The sequence below is a fragment of the Mesorhizobium sp. M5C.F.Ca.ET.164.01.1.1 genome (assembly GCF_004792125.1).
Classification (GTDB): Bacteria; Pseudomonadota; Alphaproteobacteria; order Rhizobiales; family Rhizobiaceae; genus Mesorhizobium; species Mesorhizobium wenxiniae.
Map to the genome: position 1 here is coordinate 43,488 of NZ_SRTG01000006.1, position 17,553 is coordinate 61,040.

The 17,553-nt window shown below is 63.2% G+C and carries 16 protein-coding genes; 10 read left to right on the top strand and 6 right to left on the bottom strand.

The genetic code is table 11. The features are described from left to right. Position 1: 1 nt before the first annotated feature. On the top strand, positions 2-1,030 hold the full coding sequence (gene lpxK, locus EN807_RS25840; RefSeq protein ID WP_135937210.1) for a tetraacyldisaccharide 4'-kinase: 1,029 nt from the start codon (positions 2-4) through the stop codon (positions 1,028-1,030). Positions 1,031-1,054: 24 nt separating this feature from the next. Here the strand turns inward: lpxK and EN807_RS25845 are convergent, their stop codons facing one another. Then, on the bottom strand, positions 1,055-1,288 hold the full coding sequence (locus tag EN807_RS25845) for a DUF2093 domain-containing protein (RefSeq protein ID WP_029354089.1): 234 nt from the start codon (positions 1,286-1,288) through the stop codon (positions 1,055-1,057). A 141-nt stretch (positions 1,289-1,429) separates the two neighbouring features. Then, entirely contained in the window at positions 1,430-2,356 is a 927-nt protein-coding gene (locus EN807_RS25850; protein ID WP_135937211.1) for a LysR substrate-binding domain-containing protein, read from the bottom strand. A 90-nt stretch (positions 2,357-2,446) separates the two neighbouring features. Here EN807_RS25850 and EN807_RS25855 point away from each other — a divergent pair, with 90 nt between their 5' ends. Both EN807_RS25855 and EN807_RS25860 read left to right on the top strand, forming a co-directional pair. Beyond that, complete coding sequence (locus EN807_RS25855) at positions 2,447-3,340, top strand: DMT family transporter (protein WP_135937212.1); 894 nt, start codon at positions 2,447-2,449, stop codon at positions 3,338-3,340. 119 nt (positions 3,341-3,459) lie between these two features. Continuing rightward, positions 3,460-4,221 carry a hypothetical protein gene (locus EN807_RS25860; RefSeq protein WP_135937213.1) on the top strand — a complete coding sequence of 254 codons (762 nt, stop codon included), beginning with the start codon at positions 3,460-3,462 and terminating at the stop codon, positions 4,219-4,221. Positions 4,222-4,255: 34 nt separating this feature from the next. Here the strand turns inward: EN807_RS25860 and mutL are convergent, their stop codons facing one another. Together mutL and EN807_RS25870 are read right to left on the bottom strand one after the other, a co-directional pair. Continuing rightward, positions 4,256-6,130: a DNA mismatch repair endonuclease MutL gene (gene mutL, locus EN807_RS25865; RefSeq protein WP_135937214.1), complete on the bottom strand. Its 1,875-nt coding sequence runs from the start codon at positions 6,128-6,130 to the stop codon at positions 4,256-4,258. An 81-nt stretch (positions 6,131-6,211) separates the two neighbouring features. After that, on the bottom strand, positions 6,212-7,114 hold the full coding sequence (locus tag EN807_RS25870) for a LysR family transcriptional regulator (protein ID WP_127318272.1): 903 nt from the start codon (positions 7,112-7,114) through the stop codon (positions 6,212-6,214). A 104-nt stretch (positions 7,115-7,218) separates the two neighbouring features. Between EN807_RS25870 and EN807_RS25875 the strand changes: the two genes are divergently transcribed. After that, a complete protein-coding gene (locus EN807_RS25875) occupies positions 7,219-8,208 on the top strand; it encodes a zinc-dependent alcohol dehydrogenase family protein (RefSeq protein ID WP_135937215.1) in 990 nt (329 codons plus the stop codon). 21 nt (positions 8,209-8,229) lie between these two features. Here the strand turns inward: EN807_RS25875 and EN807_RS25880 are convergent, their stop codons facing one another. Then, a complete protein-coding gene (locus tag EN807_RS25880) occupies positions 8,230-9,132 on the bottom strand; it encodes a LysR substrate-binding domain-containing protein (protein ID WP_127318276.1) in 903 nt (300 codons plus the stop codon). Positions 9,133-9,225: 93 nt separating this feature from the next. Between EN807_RS25880 and EN807_RS25885 the strand changes: the two genes are divergently transcribed. From EN807_RS25885 to EN807_RS25905, 5 genes are all read left to right on the top strand, one after another. Beyond that, the gene (locus EN807_RS25885) at positions 9,226-10,776 is read left to right on the top strand and encodes a trimethylamine methyltransferase family protein (RefSeq protein WP_135937216.1); all 1,551 of its coding nucleotides are present in this window, start codon (positions 9,226-9,228) and stop codon (positions 10,774-10,776) included. A 43-nt stretch (positions 10,777-10,819) separates the two neighbouring features. Further along, positions 10,820-12,469, top strand: coding sequence for an ABC transporter substrate-binding protein (locus tag EN807_RS25890; protein ID WP_135937217.1), 1,650 nt, complete (start codon positions 10,820-10,822; stop codon positions 12,467-12,469). Between the two features lie 117 nt (positions 12,470-12,586). Further along, positions 12,587-13,066 (top strand): DUF3828 domain-containing protein, encoded by a 480-nt coding sequence (locus EN807_RS25895; RefSeq protein ID WP_135937218.1) that lies wholly within the window; start codon positions 12,587-12,589, stop codon positions 13,064-13,066. A 4-nt stretch (positions 13,067-13,070) separates the two neighbouring features. Continuing rightward, positions 13,071-13,631 carry a hypothetical protein gene (locus EN807_RS25900; RefSeq protein ID WP_135937219.1) on the top strand — a complete coding sequence of 187 codons (561 nt, stop codon included), beginning with the start codon at positions 13,071-13,073 and terminating at the stop codon, positions 13,629-13,631. A 7-nt stretch (positions 13,632-13,638) separates the two neighbouring features. Continuing rightward, entirely contained in the window at positions 13,639-14,823 is a 1,185-nt protein-coding gene (locus EN807_RS25905) for a mandelate racemase/muconate lactonizing enzyme family protein (RefSeq protein WP_135937220.1), read from the top strand. Positions 14,824-14,852: 29 nt separating this feature from the next. Here EN807_RS25905 and queF read toward each other — a convergent pair whose 3' ends face one another. Beyond that, the gene (queF, locus tag EN807_RS25910; RefSeq protein ID WP_127318288.1) at positions 14,853-15,314 is read right to left on the bottom strand and encodes a preQ(1) synthase; all 462 of its coding nucleotides are present in this window, start codon (positions 15,312-15,314) and stop codon (positions 14,853-14,855) included. Between the two features lie 111 nt (positions 15,315-15,425). Here queF and EN807_RS25915 point away from each other — a divergent pair, with 111 nt between their 5' ends. Continuing rightward, positions 15,426-17,471, top strand: coding sequence for an NADH:flavin oxidoreductase (locus EN807_RS25915; RefSeq protein WP_135937221.1), 2,046 nt, complete (start codon positions 15,426-15,428; stop codon positions 17,469-17,471). Positions 17,472-17,553 lie beyond the last annotated feature (82 nt).

Genomic DNA, 17,553 nt, shown 5'->3' on the forward strand with positions numbered 1-17,553 from the left:
GATGGCCAGCGAAGCGCCCCCCTTCTGGTGGGAAGAACCGGACTGGCGGGCGCTGGCGCTGGCGCCGCTGTCCGCGATCTATGCGCTCATTGCCGGCCGCCGCATGCGCTCAGCAGCGCGCGAAAAGGTCGAGGCGCCGGTGCTGTGCGTCGGCAACTTCACCGTCGGCGGCACCGGCAAGACGCCGGTGGCGATCGCCCTGGCCCGGCAGGCCAGGCGCATGCAGCTCAATCCCGGTTTCCTGTCGCGCGGCCACGGCGGCTCCTTCGCGCAGCCGCATGTCGTCGATCCGCATCATGACGCCGCCAAGCATGTCGGCGACGAACCGCTGCTTTTGGCCGAGCACGCGCCGGTCGCAGTGACGCCGAACCGTGCCGCCGGCGCGCGCCTTCTGCTGGAAAAGCATGGCTGCGATTTCCTGATCATGGATGACGGTTTCCAGAGCGCGCGCATCCATATCGACTATGCGCTGGTCGTCGTCGATGCACGCTACGGCGTCGGCAACGGCCACGTCATTCCTGGCGGTCCGCTCAGGGCTGATATCGTCGACCAACTGGTTTTCACCAGCGCGCTGTTGAAGATGGGCGAGGGCCTTGCTGCCGATGCGGTCGTCCGCCAGGCGGCGCGTGCCGGCCGGCCGATCTTCGAGGCGCGTACACTGCCAAGCAGCAAGGCGGGGCTGGCCGGCAAGCGATTTCTCGCCTTTGCCGGCATCGGCCATCCCGACAAATTCTTCGACACGGTCCGTGAGGCCGGCGGCGAGGTTGCGCTGACCCGGTCGTTTCCGGACCATCATTTCTATGGCAAGGACGAGCTTGCCGAACTGGCAACGACAGCGCGAGGTGCCGGACTTGGCCTCATCACCACCGCCAAGGACGCCGCCCGGCTGCGCCATGATGCCGCGTCCGCCGATTTCCTCGGACAGCTCGATGTGCTGGAGATCGACACCGTGTTCGATCCCGACCACGTGCCTGAACGCATCATCGACGAGACGCTGGATGCCTGGCGGCAGCGAAAGCTTCAGGGCTGACTTGCAGCCGATCCGGAAGCTGGTTTAGCGCCGGCTGCGCATTTCGGGATTTGCCTCGATCTCGCGGCGCAGCGAGGCCGCGGCACTCGCATAGGGCTCCTGCCTGGCGACGCTCCAATATTTGAGCTCATCGAGCGGGATGCTTTCGCCGGTGACCGCGCAGCGCACGAAGGCGCCGGGGCTGGTCACCTGGAAGTCGCCGTCTAGGTAGCGGATACGGGCTTCCTTGCCGCCGGGGCCTTCGAAGCGGTTCATCATGACATGGAGCCAAGGTTCATGAGGATGTCATCGCCACAAAATGCCGGCAAGGTCAAGCTTGGAGCGAGACAAGATTGGGTTTGGTCGGCTCTGTTTCAGGACAACCAGCCGAGCAAGCCGGCTAAGTGGATGTCCGGCATCCTACTGCTCGGCTACGATGAAATCCTCGATCTTTTCCGCCGCCAGCCCGGCCTGGGCCGCGATGCGCCGGGCAAGCTCGGCGGCGGCGGCGCGCGGTCGCCCTACAGGCCGGTCGAGCCAGTAGGATATCGGGCTGAGAACGATGCGGTCGTCCACAGCGACGATGCGGCCTGACTTCAGTTGATGCTCGATCATTGGCGGCCGCGCCAGCGCAATACCGAGGCCGTGGGCGGCAGCATCGAGCACCAGATTGTAGTCCTCGAAGCGGCGGTCCTGTGGACGCGGGCGATAGTCCATGTCCTGGGCGGCAAACCAGGCGCGCCAGGCCGAAGCGTCCGAATCATTGATCAACGGAAATTTGAGCAGCCGGGCTGGGTCGCCACGGCCGATCTCCCTAGCGAGGTCCGGCGAGGCGACCGGAAACACATGTTCCTCGAACAGCTGTACCGAGACACGGCTGGGAATGCGGCCGCGGCCGCAGCGGATCGACAGATCGATGCCCTCGTCGGCAAGATCCGCCTGACGGATATCGACGTCGAGCACGATGCGCAGCTTGGATGGGTTGTTTTCCAGCGCCGCCATGCGCGGCATCAGCCACAGCCCGCTGACCGAGGGGATAGAGGTCAGCCGCACCACGGCGGTGCCGCGCGGCTCGATCCAGCGGTCCGAATTGCTGGATATCAGCGCAAAGGCCTCAGTGGTGCGCAGATGCAGCCGGTTGCCTTCGATCGTGAGCGAAACGCCGCGCGCGCCGCGATCGAACACTTTCAGCCCGAGCCAGTCCTCGAGCTTGGCGATCTGCCGGCTGACGGCGCCATGGGTGAGATTGAGTTTTTCGGCAGCGGCCGAAAAGCTGCCCGTCCGCGCCGCGGCGTCGAAGGCGCGCAGGGTTTCAAGCGGCAACATCGCATCCGAGCTGTGATCCATAGTCACAGGTGATCCTCGATTTGGTCGTTTGTCAACCGGTCAGGAAAGGCGTTTTGTGTCTTCAGGACAATAAAGGCCCGAGGGTACGAGATGAACGCCTGTACCGGCACGTTGAATTCGACACAGCGGATGGACACCACAGCAGTTATTGCTGTGGCACTAACAGTGGTCGGCTGGGCCTCAGCCTTTCCGGCGATCCGCGCCGGCCTCGTGGCTTTCGGGCCGCTGGAACTTGGCGCGCTGCGCTTCGCCATCGCGGCGGTGCCGGCGGCGATCTTCCTCGCCGTCAAGCAGCCGGCGCTGCCCCGGCTCGATGAATTGTGGCGCTTTGCCTTCGGCGGCGCCGTCTTCGTTGCGTTGTACACGGCAATGCTCAATTTCGGCGAGCTGACCGTCTCGGCCGGTGCTGCCGGCTTCATCATCAACGTCAGCCCGATCTTCACCGCGATCATGGCGATGGCGCTGCTCGGCGAACGCTTCTCAGGCGTGGCCTGGGCCGGCACATTCCTGTCCTTCGCCGGCATCGGCATCATCGCGATGGGCGAGGGGCAAGGGTTGCATTTCGACAACGGCGCGCTGCTGATCCTGGGCTCGGCGCTGTGCTCGGCCGTCAACACCATCGTCCAGAAGCCGCTGTTTGCCCGTCATCATCCGCTGACCATTTCAGCCTCGAACATGGTGCTCGGCGCGCTCTGCCTGTTGCCTTTCCTGCCGAGCGGCCTGGCGCAGGCGGCGGTTGCCGATAGCGCCGGCCTCGGCGCCGTGATCTTTCTCGGCATCGTGCCCAGCCTCATCGCCTACGCCGCCTGGGCAACAGCACTTTCCCGTCTGCCTGCAGCCCGTGCCTCGAACTTCCTCTATCTGGTTTCGCCGGTGGCGACGCTGATCGGCTTCTTCTGGCTGGGCGAGGTACCGACGCTGCTCGGTGTTCTCGGCGGCGCGCTGGCGCTTGGCGGCGTGATCGTGGTGAATTTGAAGAGGTGAGACAAAAGGTTGAAGCCGTTTCCAGACTCAAAAACAAAAATTGAGAACCGTATCCGCCAGCGTGCAGACATCCAGAGGAAGCACAGCTATGGTCAGCTGCCTTTCGTTGGGGGAACGGGATGGGAAGACTGTCCATATCGGCAATTTGTTTCGTTTTGCTGCTGACCGGGAAAGCCGCTGCCGGCTGGTATCAGGTCGACAACTACGAAGGGTCCATTGGACCGAACCCAGTCCATCTATCCCTGCAGAGATATGACAGCTTCGGCAGCGGGATCACGGTCGAGGGGAGCTATTTCTATGACGCGGAGCAAAGCCCGATAGCAGTGTACGGCAAGATCAGTGGTACCAGCGTCTCCCTTTGCGAAATTGCGGACGACAAGGAATTCGACCAGGTGCTGGTCATGGGATCGAAAACGCCCGTCGATACCACCGGATGCCCGTTTTCTCTCAACGTTGGCGAGCGCGGTGCAACAGGGACCTGGAGCAAGGGCCCGGACAAATTCCCCGTCACGCTGAAGAAGGTCGCAAGCCTCGACAATAACGGCAAGGCGAAGATTGACGGAACCGTCGAGATTCCCTTTTGGGCGCAGACAGCTACCCACAGATTTGCCGGGGTTTATGAAAAGGCTGGCTTTCTTGCCTGCATGACGAAGCTGCAAGTTATCAACAAAAAGAGGAAGAAGATTGTTCAGGTGATCCGGTTCGGCGGCGATGATTGCAACGCCGGCATTCTTATGACAGCCATCTATATGAACGTTCAAAAACAGACAGAAAGAAACTTAGAAGTTATTTCGGTGAATTTTGGCGGCAGCAGCAGCGGCTATACGCAGGATTATGTTTTCTCTGTTAGAACAAAGAAGTATCAGCAACTGGTGGATTGACCAGCCACGTGACCTGGTATCGCCAAGGCAACACCTACCGCCGACCGAACAGCCTCTCGATATCCGCCAGCTTGAGCTCGATGTAGGTCGGGCGGCCGTGGTTGCAGGTGCCGGAACCGGGCGTCGCCTCCATCTGCCGCAGCAGCGCGTTCATCTCTTCCGGTTTGAGCAGCCGCCCGGAACGCACCGAGCCGTGGCAGGCCATGGTCGCCGCTATCCTGTCCAGCCGCTCTTTCAGCGTATCGACCGTGTCGTTGTCGGCGATCTCGTCGGCGAGGTCGCGTACCAACTGCTGGACATTGGTCTCGCCGAGCATCGACGGTGTTTCGCGCACGGCGACGGCACCGGGGCCGAAGCGCTCGATGCCGAGGCCGAAGCGGGCCAGCGTCTCGGAATGTATGGCGAGCCGCTCGGCATCCTCTTCCGGCAGGTCGACGATCTCCGGCAGAAGCAGCATCTGCGATGGCACGGCGCGCGAATGCAGCGCGTTCTTCAAGGCCTCGTAGACCAGCCGCTCATGCGCCGCGTGCTGGTCGACGATGACAAGCGAATCCCTGGTCTGGGCAACGATATAGTTCTCATGCACTTGCGCGCGCGCCGCGCCCAATGCCGTGCCGAGCAACGTCTCCGCCGCTTCGGCTTGCCCGGCACGCGCGTCGGCGCTGTGAAGCGGTCCGGCGTCGAACGCCGCCTGATCGTTTTCGCCGAAGCCGCCATTTCTGAATTCCGTGTCTTCAAGCCCCATGTCCAGCGGTCGTTGCGGCGAGCGGGAGGCGTCGAAACCGGCGAAGCCGGAGGCCCGATAGGCCGCTTCGTAGCTGCGATGGCCGTTTGCCGGACCGGCATGCGCATAGGACGCCGCGCCCGGCCGGAACGCCGACATCATGCCGGCCGCCCCGGTGGTGGCGGCACGGATACCGGCATTGGCCAGCGCCTCGCGGATGGCGCCGACGATCAGCCCGCGCACCAGCCCCGGATCGCGGAAGCGGACATCGGCCTTGGCCGGATGGACATTGACGTCGACGATGGCCGGATCGAGCGTCAGGAACAGCACCGTCACGGCATGGCGGTCGCGCGGCAGCACGTCGGCGAAGGCGCCGCGGATAGCGCCGGCGATCAGCTTGTCGCGGACCGGCCGGCCGTTGACATAGGCGTACTGCTGCAGCGCATTGGCGCGGCTGAACGACGGGATCGAGACGTGACCGGCCAGATGCACACCGTCGCGCACGGCGTCGATGGCAATGGCATTCTCCGGAAAGTCGGCGCCCATCACTTGCGCGACGCGGCGCAGCCGGCCTTCGGGGCTGTCGTCGGTCGCCGGCAGTTCCAGCGTCGAGCGGTCGGAGCCGGCCAGCGTGAAGCGCACGGCGGGGAAGGCGATGGCGATGCGCTTGACCACATCGCTGGTCGCCGAGCTTTCGGCGCGCTCGCCTTTCATGAATTTGAGCCGCGCCGGCGTGGCGAAGAACAGGTCGCGCACCTCGATCGTGGTGCCGCTATTGGCGGCCGCCGGCTTGACGGCGGATACGCGTCCGCCCTCGATGCCGATCTCGGCAGCGCTGTCGCCGTTGGCCGTGCGCGAGCGGATCGACAGCCGCGCCACCGAGCCGATCGACGGCAGCGCTTCGCCGCGAAAGCCGAGCGAGCGGATGTCGTGAATGTTGTCGGCGAGCTTCGAGGTGCAATGGCGTGCGATCGCCAGCGCCAGTTCATTCTCCGGGATGCCGCAGCCGTCGTCGGTAACGCGGATCAGGTTGAGCCCGCCGCCGGCGGTGACGATCTCGACACGGGCGGCGCCGGCATCGAGTGCGTTCTCGACCAGTTCCTTGACCACGCTTGCCGGACGCTCGATGACTTCGCCGGCGGCGATCTGGTTGATCATCGTTTCGGAAAGCTGGCGGATGGGCATAAAGGCACTATACGCGGATTCGCCGCCCATGCGGGAGAGGCAGAATTGAGGAATCGGCGCCGCCCACCGCACTCCTGCATTTCACGTCATCAGCCTGGGCAGTGCTGCCGCCAGCGCATCGACGGCCAGACGGACCTTCAGCGGCAAGTGAGGCGTCTGCAGCCATAGCGCATAGGCGTCGTAAAGAAATCCCGGCTGTTCCGGCAGCAGCACGACAAGTGCGCCGGCCTGAATGTGTTCACGGACCAGCCAGTATGGCAGCCAGGCAAGCCCCATGCCCGCTGCCGCGGCATCGGCGATCGCAGCGAGGTCGTCGAGCCGCAAGCGGCTGACCGGCATGACCTCCAAAGCTGCCTGATCATCGCGCGGAAACAGCCACGGTTGAACGACACGGCCCGAACGGCGGTAGATGATGGCCTGGTGGCTGCCGAGATCCTCTAGCTGCCGTGGCCACCCGTGCATCGCGAGATAGGATGGCGACGCGCAGACGACCATGCGCTGGCGCGCGATGCGCCGCGCGATCACGCCGGCCTGGTCCTCCAGAATGCCGGTCCGGATGGCAAGGTCGCAGCCATCCTCTGCAAGATCGGCGATGGGATCGCTGAACGACAGGTCGAGTTCCAGAGCAGGATATCGCTGCGCAAGCTCCAGCAGGATCGGGGCTACGCAGCGCCGGCCGAAATGCACAGGCATGATGACGCGCAGCTTTCCGCGTGGTTCGGAAAGTTGATCGGCCGCGAGTGCATCGGCAGCCTCGGCTTCAGCGAGCACCAGCCGGCAGCGCTCATAATAGGCGCGCCCGAAGTCGGTCAGGCTCTGGCGGCGAGTGGTCCGGTTGATGAGGCGCACACCCAGACGCTCCTCGAGAAACCGGACATGCTTGCCGACCATCGGTCCGGACAGATCGAGAGCGGCAGCAGCCGCCGCGAACGAACCCAGATCGACGGTTTTGACGAACACGGCCATGCTGGTAAGGCGATCCATATTCAAAACTCTCAGTTTCTACTGTTCTACCCAGACAATCATTTATCTGCCAGACGGCCCTTGGCATAGCGTATTCGATTCAAATATTTTGGAGTTATGACCGGATGGCGCGTGTGGTTCGTTTTTATGAGCATGGTGGTCCCGAGGTTCTGCGCATCGAGAATGTCGATATTCAAGCGCCAGGTCGCGGCGAGATTCAGATCCGGGTCAAGGCGCTGGGCCTCAACCGGGCCGAGGCGCTGCTGCGTTCGGGCACTTATATCCAGACGCCGCCATTGCCTTCCGGTCTTGGCCTTGAGGCAGCCGGTGTCGTCGAAGCGGTCGGCGAAGGCGTGCACGGTTTTGCGCCAGGTGACGCCGTCAGCGTCGTGCCGCCAATATCGATGGCCCGCTGGCCCGCCTATGGTGAGATTGCCACATATCCCGCCCATCTCGTGGTCAAGCACCCGCCATCGCTCAGCTGGGAAGAGGCGGCAGCCGTCTGGACGCAGTATCTCACCGCCTATGGCGCACTGATCGACATTGCCAAGCTCAGCAGGGACGATTTTGTCGTCATTACCGCGGCATCAAGCAGTGTCGGACTCGCCGCAATCGAGATTGCCAACATGGTTGGCGCGACCTCGATTGCGGTCACGCGGACATCTGCCAAGAGAGAGGCCTTGCTCGAGTTCGGCGCCGCCCATGTTATTTCTTTAGCGGACGAAGATCTGGAAGCCCGGCTGAAGGACATCGCCGGCCCTGAGGGCATCCGAGTGGTGTTCGACGCAGTCGGCGGCCCGATTTTCGCGCCTCTGACGGCGGCGATGGCACGGGGTGGCATCCTCATCGAATATGGCGGCTTGAGCCCCGAGCCGACGCCGTTCCCGCTATTCGCCGTGCTGGCCAAGACGCTGACGCTGCGCGGCTATCTCGTCCACGAAATCACTGGCGATCCGGGGCGGTTGGAGGCCGCCAAGGCATTCATCCTTGACGGCCTGATGTCGGGGTCGCTTCGACCGGTGATCGCCAAAATCTTTCCATTCGATCAGATCGTCGAGGCGCATCGCTTTCTCGAATCGAACGAGCAATTCGGCAAGATTGTCGTGATGGTTTGACCGAGCACTATTGGAATAGCCCTATGCCTGCGCAGCCAGCCAGTCCCGAACCTTGCGGGCATTGTCGCTGAGCTCGCGGTTTCTCGACCAGATAATATGAAAGCCCTTGCCGGTCGTCATCGTGTGGCCGGTCGCACGCACCAGCAGTCCCGACGCCAGCAGCCGCTGGGCAAGGTGGCCCCAGCCCAGCGCAATGCCTTGCCCTTCCATGACCGCCTGAATCACCAGGGCATAATCGTTGATGCGCAAGCCGCGCCCGGCATCGGTGATGTTGACCCCGGCCGACTGGAACCACTCGTCCCAGCTCGCGGCATCGCGAAACGGCTCTTCGAGATGGATGAGCCGGTGTGATGGAAGATCCTCGACCGTTTCCGGCAGCCCGAACCGCGCCACATAGCTCGCGCCTGCAACCGGGAATATTTCCTCATCGGCCAACGGCAGCGAATGATAGTCCGGCCATTCCCTCGGTTCGCCGCCGCGAACGCCGAGCGGGATGTCTTCGGCGATGATGTCGAGATCGCGGTCGGCGGTCTGGATGCGCAGGTCGATGCCCGGCAGTTCGTCGCGAAACTGCTGCAGGCGCGGCATCATCCAGAACGAGGCAAAGGCCGTCGACGCGGCGAGCGTCACATGGCCGCCGGTCGCCTGCTGGCGCAGGTCCTCCGCTGACCTGCGGATGTGCGACAGGCCGAGCGAGACGTCGGCGTGGAAGCGCTCGCCGGCTTCGGTAAGGCTGACCTGCCGATGCCGGCGCTGGAACAGTTTCGCGCCGAGCTGCTCTTCAAGCCCGCGGATCGCATAGGACACGGCAGCCTGCGTCATGCCGAGCTCTCGCCCGGCGGCGGTAAAGCTCGACAACCGCCCGGCGGCCTCGAAAATGATCAGGCTGCCAGCCGATGGCAGCAGATGGCGCAAGCTTCGCATAAGCTGAGCTTATACAAGAGATCAGGATTTTCCAGCGTCACAGCTGTTTTTCCTCTCGCTAGGCTGGTCGTCATTGGGGAGGATAGAGTTGCCATGAACGCACCGGCCGCCGAAGTCACCGAACACGCCAGCCGCCGAGGTGGCGGCCGCCTGGGCCGCAAGGCGCTGCGGGGAACTCCCATGGCGTCGTTTCCGACGCTCGTTCGTAACATACCCGCATACCAAATGGTCCCGGACGAGGCTGTCGAGCTGATCCACCAGGAGTCGCTCTCGATCCTCGAAGAGGTTGGCTGCGAGTTCCGCGACGACGAGGCCATAGCACTGTGGAAGGCCGCCGGAGCCGATGTCTCTGAGACGCGCATCCGCATTGACCGCGCGCTCTTGATGGAACTCGTCTCGAAAGTCCCGCCGGAGTTCACGCTCAATGCGCGCAACCCTGAGCGCTCGGTCCGCGTCGGCGGTAAGAATTCCATCTTCGTGCCGATGTATGGCGCGCCTTACGTGCGCGACCTCGACAACGTCAGGCGCTATGGCACGCTCGCCGACCTTCAGAATTTTCATAAGCTCGCTTACATGGCGCCAGCGCTGCACTCGTCGAGCTCGATCATCTGCGAGCCGATGGAAATTGCGGTGCCGAAGCGTCACCTCCACATCATTCATTCGGCGCTGAAGCATTCCGACAAGCCGTTCATGGGCATCGTGACGTCCAGGGATCGAGCCGAAGACACGATGGCGATGGCGGGCATCGTTTTCGGCGAGGACTTCGTCCGTGACAACCCTGTGTTGGTGGCGATCACCAATTGCAACTCGCCACTGGTATGGGACGCCACCATGCTGGACGCGATGAAGGTCTATGCGCGTCACAACCAGCCGCTGATCCTGGCGCCGTTCGCGCTGTGCGGCGCCTCGACTTCGGCCTCGGCGGTGGGAGCGGTCGCGCAGGTCAATGCGGAAGCGCTGGCGGGCGTCGCGTTCACACAGCTGCTGCGTCCGGGTTCGCCGCAGATCTACGGACAGTTCATGGTCACGGTGGACATGAAGACCGGCGCTCCCATGGGCGGCACGCCTGAGGCGGCCCAGATGATGTATCTGATGGGGGCGCTGGCGCGGAAATACCGGCTGCCATGGCGCACCTCGGGCTTCCACGTCGGGTCGAAGCTGAACGACGCCCAGGCGGGCTACGAGGCGAACATGCTGATGCATGCCGCCATCCTTGCCGGCGCCAACTACATCTGGCACTCCGCCGGATGGCTCGAGGCCGGCCTGACCTGCGGCTATTCAAAATTCGCGACGGACTGCGAACAGCTTGTTGGCTGGTACAAATACGCGGGCGGCCTTCCGTTCGACGATTTCAAGGAAGCGATGGCGGCGATCCGCGAGGTGGGGCCGCAGGGCCACTTCCTCGGCACCCAGCACACGCTTGAACATTTCGAGTCCGCCTTCTTCATGCCCAGCATCATGGACTTCAATTCGTACGAACAGTGGAAGGCTGAAGGGGCAAAGGACCACGACACCCGCGGCCGCGAGAAAGCGCGCAACATGCTCGCGGATTATGAGGAGCCGAAGCTCGATGAGGGCATTGCCGATGGTCTCGAAGATTTGATTGCGCTGCGTGAGGAGAAGCTGCCGGACAGCGTTAGTTAATAGGACAGGCGAAGACCTGACGGGAACCAGACGGGAGGAAAAAATGACAATCTTCAGAAGCAACGGTGATCGCGTGCCGAGCGCCATCGAGGCAATGGCGGCAGAGACGCGTGCAGGCCGGATGGACCGGCGCGAATTTTTGGCGCTGGCAAGCGCGTTTGGGGCATCGACGGCCCTTGCTTACGGCATGATCGGCCTTGCCGTGCCCGAACAGGCTTTGGCCGAAGAGCCGAAGAAGGGCGGAACTCTGCGCGTGTCGATGTCGGTCAAGGCGCAGAAGGATCCGCGCACTTACGACTGGGTGGAGATGGCAAACATCACCCGCACCTGGCTCGAACCGCTTGTCCGCTATACGCGCCAATTCACGTTCGAGCCGGTCCTGCTCGAAAGCTGGGACGTCAACGACGACGCCACCGAATATGTGCTGCACGTGCGCAAGGGCATCACCTGGAACAACGGCGATGCTTTCAACGCCGATGACGTGGTCTACAATCTGACGCGCTGGTGCGAGAAGGAAGCCGCCGGCAATTCAATGGCCGCGCGCGTCGGTGCGCTGATCGACCCAAAAACCGGCAAGGCCAGGGAAGGGGCGATCACCAAGGTCGACGACAATACGGTCAAGCTGAAGCTGAACGAACCTGATATCTCGCTGATCCCGAACTTCACCGACTATCCGGCGCTCGTGGTCCATCGCAAGTTCGATGCCGACGGCGCCGATCCGATCGCCAAGCCGATCGGCACCGGGCCTTTCGAACTTGTGTCTTATTCGGTCGGCCAGAATGCGGTCGTCAAGCGTCGCGAGAATGGCAAGTGGTGGGGCGGTGAAGCGCCGCTCGACAGCGTCGAATTCATCGACTACGGCACCGACTTCAACGCCTCGGTGAATGCATTCGAATCCGGCGAGATCGACGTCAATTTCGAGACACCCGCCGACTTCATCGACATCCTCGACCAGATGGATCTGGTGAAATCGGAGGTCGCGACAGCGACGACCCTCGTTGCCCGGACCAACATCACGCACAAGCCTTATGATGACAAGCGGGTGCGCAACGCCCTGCAAATGGCCGTCGACAACAATGCGGTGCTCGAACTTGGCTACGCCGGGCGCGGCACCCCAGGCGAAAACCACCACGTCAGCCCGATCCATCCGGAATACTACCCGCTGCCCAAAAAAACGCGCGACGCGGCGGGCGCCAAGACGCTGATGGCCGAGGCCGGACAGGCCGATTTCGAGCATGAACTGATCACCGTCGAGGACGATTGGCAAAAGAACACCGGCGACGCGATTGCCGGCCAGCTGCGCGATGCCGGCATCAAGGTGAAGCGCACGGTGTTGCCTGGATCGACCTTCTGGAACGACTGGACGAAATACCCCTATTCCATGACCATCTGGTACATGCGCCCGCTCGGCGTTCAGGTGCTGGCGCTCGGCTATCGTACCGGTGAGGCCTGGAATGAAACGGCGTATTCGAATCCTGATTTCGACGCCAAGCTCAAGCAGGCGCTCTCGCTGATAGACGTGGAGAAGCGCCGCGAGGTGATGAAGGACGTCGAGCAGATCCTGCAGGATTCGGGCGTCATCGTTCAGCCGTTCTGGCAGAAGCTGTACAGCCACATGAACAAGAAGGTGAAGAACTACGCTGTCCACCAGACTTTCGAGATGGATCTCCAGAACGTCTGGCTGGACGCCTGAGTTAGCTCCCAAGGGCGCCTGAGTAACGCCCAAGCGATTTCATGGGCGGCAGAAAAGCCGGGATGCAGGATTCGTGGTATTGAACGGCTCCCACCACGAAAGCCCGGAGATTATCGGATGAGACTGACTGTGCTTGCCGCCGCCCTCTCGATCGCAGCGCCTGCGGCCGCCCTGGCCGGGCCGGCATCCAACGCGGTGAAGTTCTTCTACATGCCCGAGGTCAAGTTCGAGGCCGACGCGAAATACCGCGACCGTTTCACCGAGCCGGTGACCAAGCTGTTCGACCTCAACGACCAGGCGCGAAAGAACAAGCCGGATGAGGTGCCTTGCATCGATTTCGCCCCCGGTCTCGACGCGCAGGATTATGACGAGAAGACAGTCGCCAAGACGCTGAAGCTGTCTGAAGCGGTGGATGGCGACAGCGCCAGCGTGACAGTGACGTTCAACCTTTTTCCGGAAGGCGATGATTTCAAACGCGAAATGGTCTGGTCGCTGAAGAAGATCGACGGCCAATGGAAGATCGCCGACATCACCTCGAAGACCAGCGGCTGGACGCTAAGTGCGCTCGAATGCCTGGCCGGTCAGACTCCGGAGTGATGCCATGGCCCGCGCCCTGGCCTTGGCAACTGTGTGCCTGCTGGCGGCGGGGTTGAGCAGCGCCGCCGCTCAAGGCCTGTTCGGCGCGCCGCCCGCAAATGCGCCGGCCGATAAGGCGGCACCTGCAATTCCGCCGGCCGCGTCCCAGCCGACTGACAGCGCCCCGGCAGCGCCGTTGCAGCTGGGTTCGCCGACGGCGGTGGTGAAACCGTTCTACGAGCATGTCGGGCTCGAGCTCGATCCGGCCCAGCGCAGCCACTTCGCTGATCCCGCGAAGTCGGTGCTCGACAAGAGCGATACTCTGCGGAAATCCGGGCAGGGCGAGTGCCTCGATCCCAACATGGCGCTGGATAATGCGGCATACGACGGGGCCGAGATCCTTAACAGCCTGAAGACTATTGAGGTGATCAAGGGCGACGAGGCCAAGGTTGTCGTCGCCTTCGTCGTCGCCGGCAATCCGCACCGGCTGGAATGGAAATTCAGGAAAGTCGACGGCGATTGGAAGATCACGGACCTTCTGTCGGTGACTGGCGAATGGGCGCTCAGCCAATACCAGTGCGAGTAGGCAGACGATGAAGATCACCAATATCCGCGTCACCCATGTCAATGTCCCGCTCGACGCCCCGTTCTGGTGGACGGCTGGCCTCTATGGCGGCGCCTCGAAGTCGATCATCGAGGTCGAGACCGACGAAGGCGTGGTCGGACTGGGCGAGGCGCCGTGGTGGCATTTCGGCGAGGTGATCAAAGCCGAGATCGCGCCGGCGCTGATCGGCGCCGATCCGCTCGACATCGCCGATTGCGAGGCCCGCTGCGTGCCGCCCTGGCAGATCACCGCCAACACCGGCGAGAGTGCCGCCTCGGTGGCGTTCGGAGCCGTCGAGCTGGCGCTGTGGGATATCAGAGGCAAGGTCTTCGGCATGCCGCTCTACAAGCTGCTCGGCGGCGCCGTGCGCAAGGATATTCCGTTTTCGGAATATTTCGCCTTTCGGCCCGTGCAGAATGGAGCGGGCGGTGAGATGACGCCCGAAGCGATCGTCGACTATTGCCTCAAGATGCGCGAGCAGCATGGCTCGACGATCTTCGAGGGCAAGCTGATCATGGGCGATCCCGAACTCGAGATCCGGACGGTGCGGATGCTGCGCGAGGCAATCGGCGAGAAGGCACAGATCAAGCTCGATTCCAACATGCAGTGGTCGTTGACCACGGCGCGCTGGGTACTGCGTGAGATCGAGCCGTTCAATATCCGCAATTACGAGGATCCGGTCGCCACTTTCGAGGAGATGGCGGCGCTGCGCCAGCACTCGCGCATTCCATTCTCGACCCACATTCCGGATCTCAGACGGGCGGTCGCACTCGGCGCTCCGGATTATTTCGTCTGCAATTTCGCAGCGCTCGGTGGCCTGTCGAAAACCCTGAAATTCATCGCTGCCTGCGAGGCAATGGGCAAAGGGTTCTGGTGCTACTCGAACGATCTCGGCATCATGACGTCAGCCTACCTTCATGTCGTGGCCGCGACGCCGTGGATCACGGAAGCATCGCAGTCGCTGTTTCGCTGGCAGATCGGCGACGTCATCAAGGGCGGCCCGTTCAAACAGACCGCCAACACGGTGCGCGTGCCGGAAGGGGACGGGCTGGGCGTTGAACTCGATTCCGCCGCGATGAAACACTGGACAGGGCATTTCGCCGAGCACGGGCCGATGGGCCATTTCAATGACCCGAACAATCCCGGCCGCTACCGGCGGCTGCCGCTCAACTGATGCAACGTGTCTTCCTTAGAGGTTCGGGTTCACCCGCGTCCGCGATAGGGCGCGACACCGGTGTCGGGCAGCCAGACGCCTTCCGGCGGCGCGCCGGTCTGCCAGAACACGTCGATCGGAATGCCGCCGCGCGGATACCAATAGCCCCCAATGCGCAACCACAGTGGCTTGGTCGCGGCGATAACGCGGCGGCCGATCATAACGGTGCATTCCTCATGGAAGGCGCCATGATTGCGAAACGAGGTCATGAACAGCTTGAGCGACTTCGATTCCACCAGCAGCGTGTCGGGTGCATAATCGATGACGATATGGGCGAAGTCCGGCTGGCCGGTGACCGGGCAGAGCGAGGTGAATTCCGGGCAGGTGAAGCGAACGACGGCCGGCGGCCCGTCGCCGCGCGAAAACGGTACGGTTTCCAGGACTGCCGCTTCAGGGCTCCGAGGCGCCTCGACGTTGGTGCCGAGCTGGGTAAGGTTTTTGGTATCGGTCATGGGGGGGTTCCTTACTGCATGTTGCCCAAAGCGCAGCGGTTTTGGGACAACGACGTGCGTAAAAATAAAAATTTGCCGTTCATTAGCACAATTTGAAACAGCAGGAAGACGATGACCACTAATGATCCGCTTCTCCAGCCCTACCAGCTCAAACACCTGACGCTGAAGAACCGGGTCATGTCGACCAGCCACGAGCCGGCGTATTCCGAGGACGGCATGCCGAAGCAGCGCTACCGGCTCTACCATGCCGAAAAGGCCAAGGGCGGCATGGCGCTGACCATGACGGCAGGCTCGGCGATCGTCTCGCGCGACAGCCCGGCCGCCTTCGGCAATCTGCACGTCTATGACGACCGCATCGTGCCGTGGCTCACGGAGCTTGCTGATGCCTGCCACGAACATGATTGCAAGGTGATGATCCAGATCACTCATCTCGGCCGCCGAACCGGCTGGAACAAGGCCGACTGGCTGCCGGTGCTGTCCGCCTCGCCGGTGCGCGAGCCGGCGCACCGCGCCTTTCCCAAGACGATAGAGGACTGGGACATCGAGCGCATCGTTTCCGACTACGCCGCCGCCGCCCAGCGCTGCCAGGCCGCCGGCCTCGACGGCATCGAGTTCGAGGCCTATGGCCACCTGATGGACGGCTTCTGGTCGCCCGCCACCAACCAGCGCGACGACGATTTCGGCGGCTCGCTCGACAACCGCTTGCGCTTCACCGGCATGGTGCTTGACGCGGTGCGTGCGGCGGTCGGCGACAAATTCGTCGTCGGCATCCGCATGGTCGCCGACGAGGATTTTGAGAAGGGCCTGTCGAAGCAGGAAGGCGTCGAGATCGCTAGGCGGCTGGCCGGCTCCGGCAAGGTCGATTTCCTCAACATCATCCGCGGCTCGATCGAAACCGATGCCGCGCTGACTAGGGTCATCCCGGTGACCGGCATGCGCTCGTCGCCGCATCTCGACTTCGCCGGTGAGGTGAGGGCGGCAACGAAATTCCCGACCTTCCATGCGGCGCGGATTGCCGATGTCGCCACCGCGCGTCACGCCATCGCCACCGGCAAGCTCGACATGGTCGGCATGACCCGCGCCCACATCGCCGATCCGCACATCGTGCGGAAAGTGATGGAAGGCCGCGAGCACGAAATCCGCCCTTGCGTCGGCGCCACCTATTGCCTCGACCGCATCTATGAGGGCGGCGAGGCGCTGTGCATCCACAATGCGGCGACCGGCCGCGAGGCTGATATCCCGCACATCATCCCGAGGACCGAGGGACCAAGGCGAAACGTAGTCGTCGTTGGCGCCGGGGCCGGCGGTCTGGAGGCGGCGCGTGTCGCGGCCGAGCGCGGGCACCAGGTGACGGTGCTGGAAGCGTCGAGCCACGCCGGCGGCCAGGTGCGGCTGGCGACACAGAACCCGCGCCGCAAGGAACTGATCGGCATCATCGACTGGCGGCTGGCCGAACTCGACCGGCTCGGCGTTGAGATCCGCTACGACACCTGGGCGGAGAAGGACGATGTTTTGGCGCTGTCGCCGGACGTGGTGGTGGTCGCCACCGGCGGCCTGCCGCAGAACCCGCCGCTGGCAGCGGGCGACAACCTCGTCACGTCGAGCTGGGATATCATGGCCGGCAGCGTCAAGCCGGCCGAAAACGTACTGCTCTACGACGACAATGGCGGCCATCAGGGCATGGGTGCGGCCGAGCTGATCGCGGACAGCGGTGCAAAGCTTGAGCTGGTTTCGCCCGAACGCTTCTTCGCCCCGGAGATGGGCGGCATGAACCACGTGCCCTATATGCGCGCCTTCCAGGAGAAGGGCGTCACCATCACCATCAACACGCGGCTGCGTTCGGTGCGGCGCGAGGGCAACCAACTGGTTGCGGAGCTCGGCTCAGATTTCGCCGACGGGTGGCGCGGCGAGCGGCGGGTGGATCAGGTGGTGGTCGAGCACGGCACGCTGCCTCTCGATGATCTCTATCTCGCACTGAAACCGCTGTCGAAGAACGGCGGCGCGGTCGACTACGAGCGGCTGGTCAATGGCGGCGACATTTTTCCGGCGCGCAGTCAGCAAGGCGGTTTCGTGCTCTTCCGCATCGGCGATGCGGTCGCCTCGCGCAACATCCACGCCGCAATCTATGACGGCATCAGGTTTGGATTGCGGATCTGACGATCGTCACCGCTCGATTGGTGGCGCGCTGCCGAACCTCCGTATGGAGAGCCACCAGGCACGTCGGTCGATTTGCGCCCCG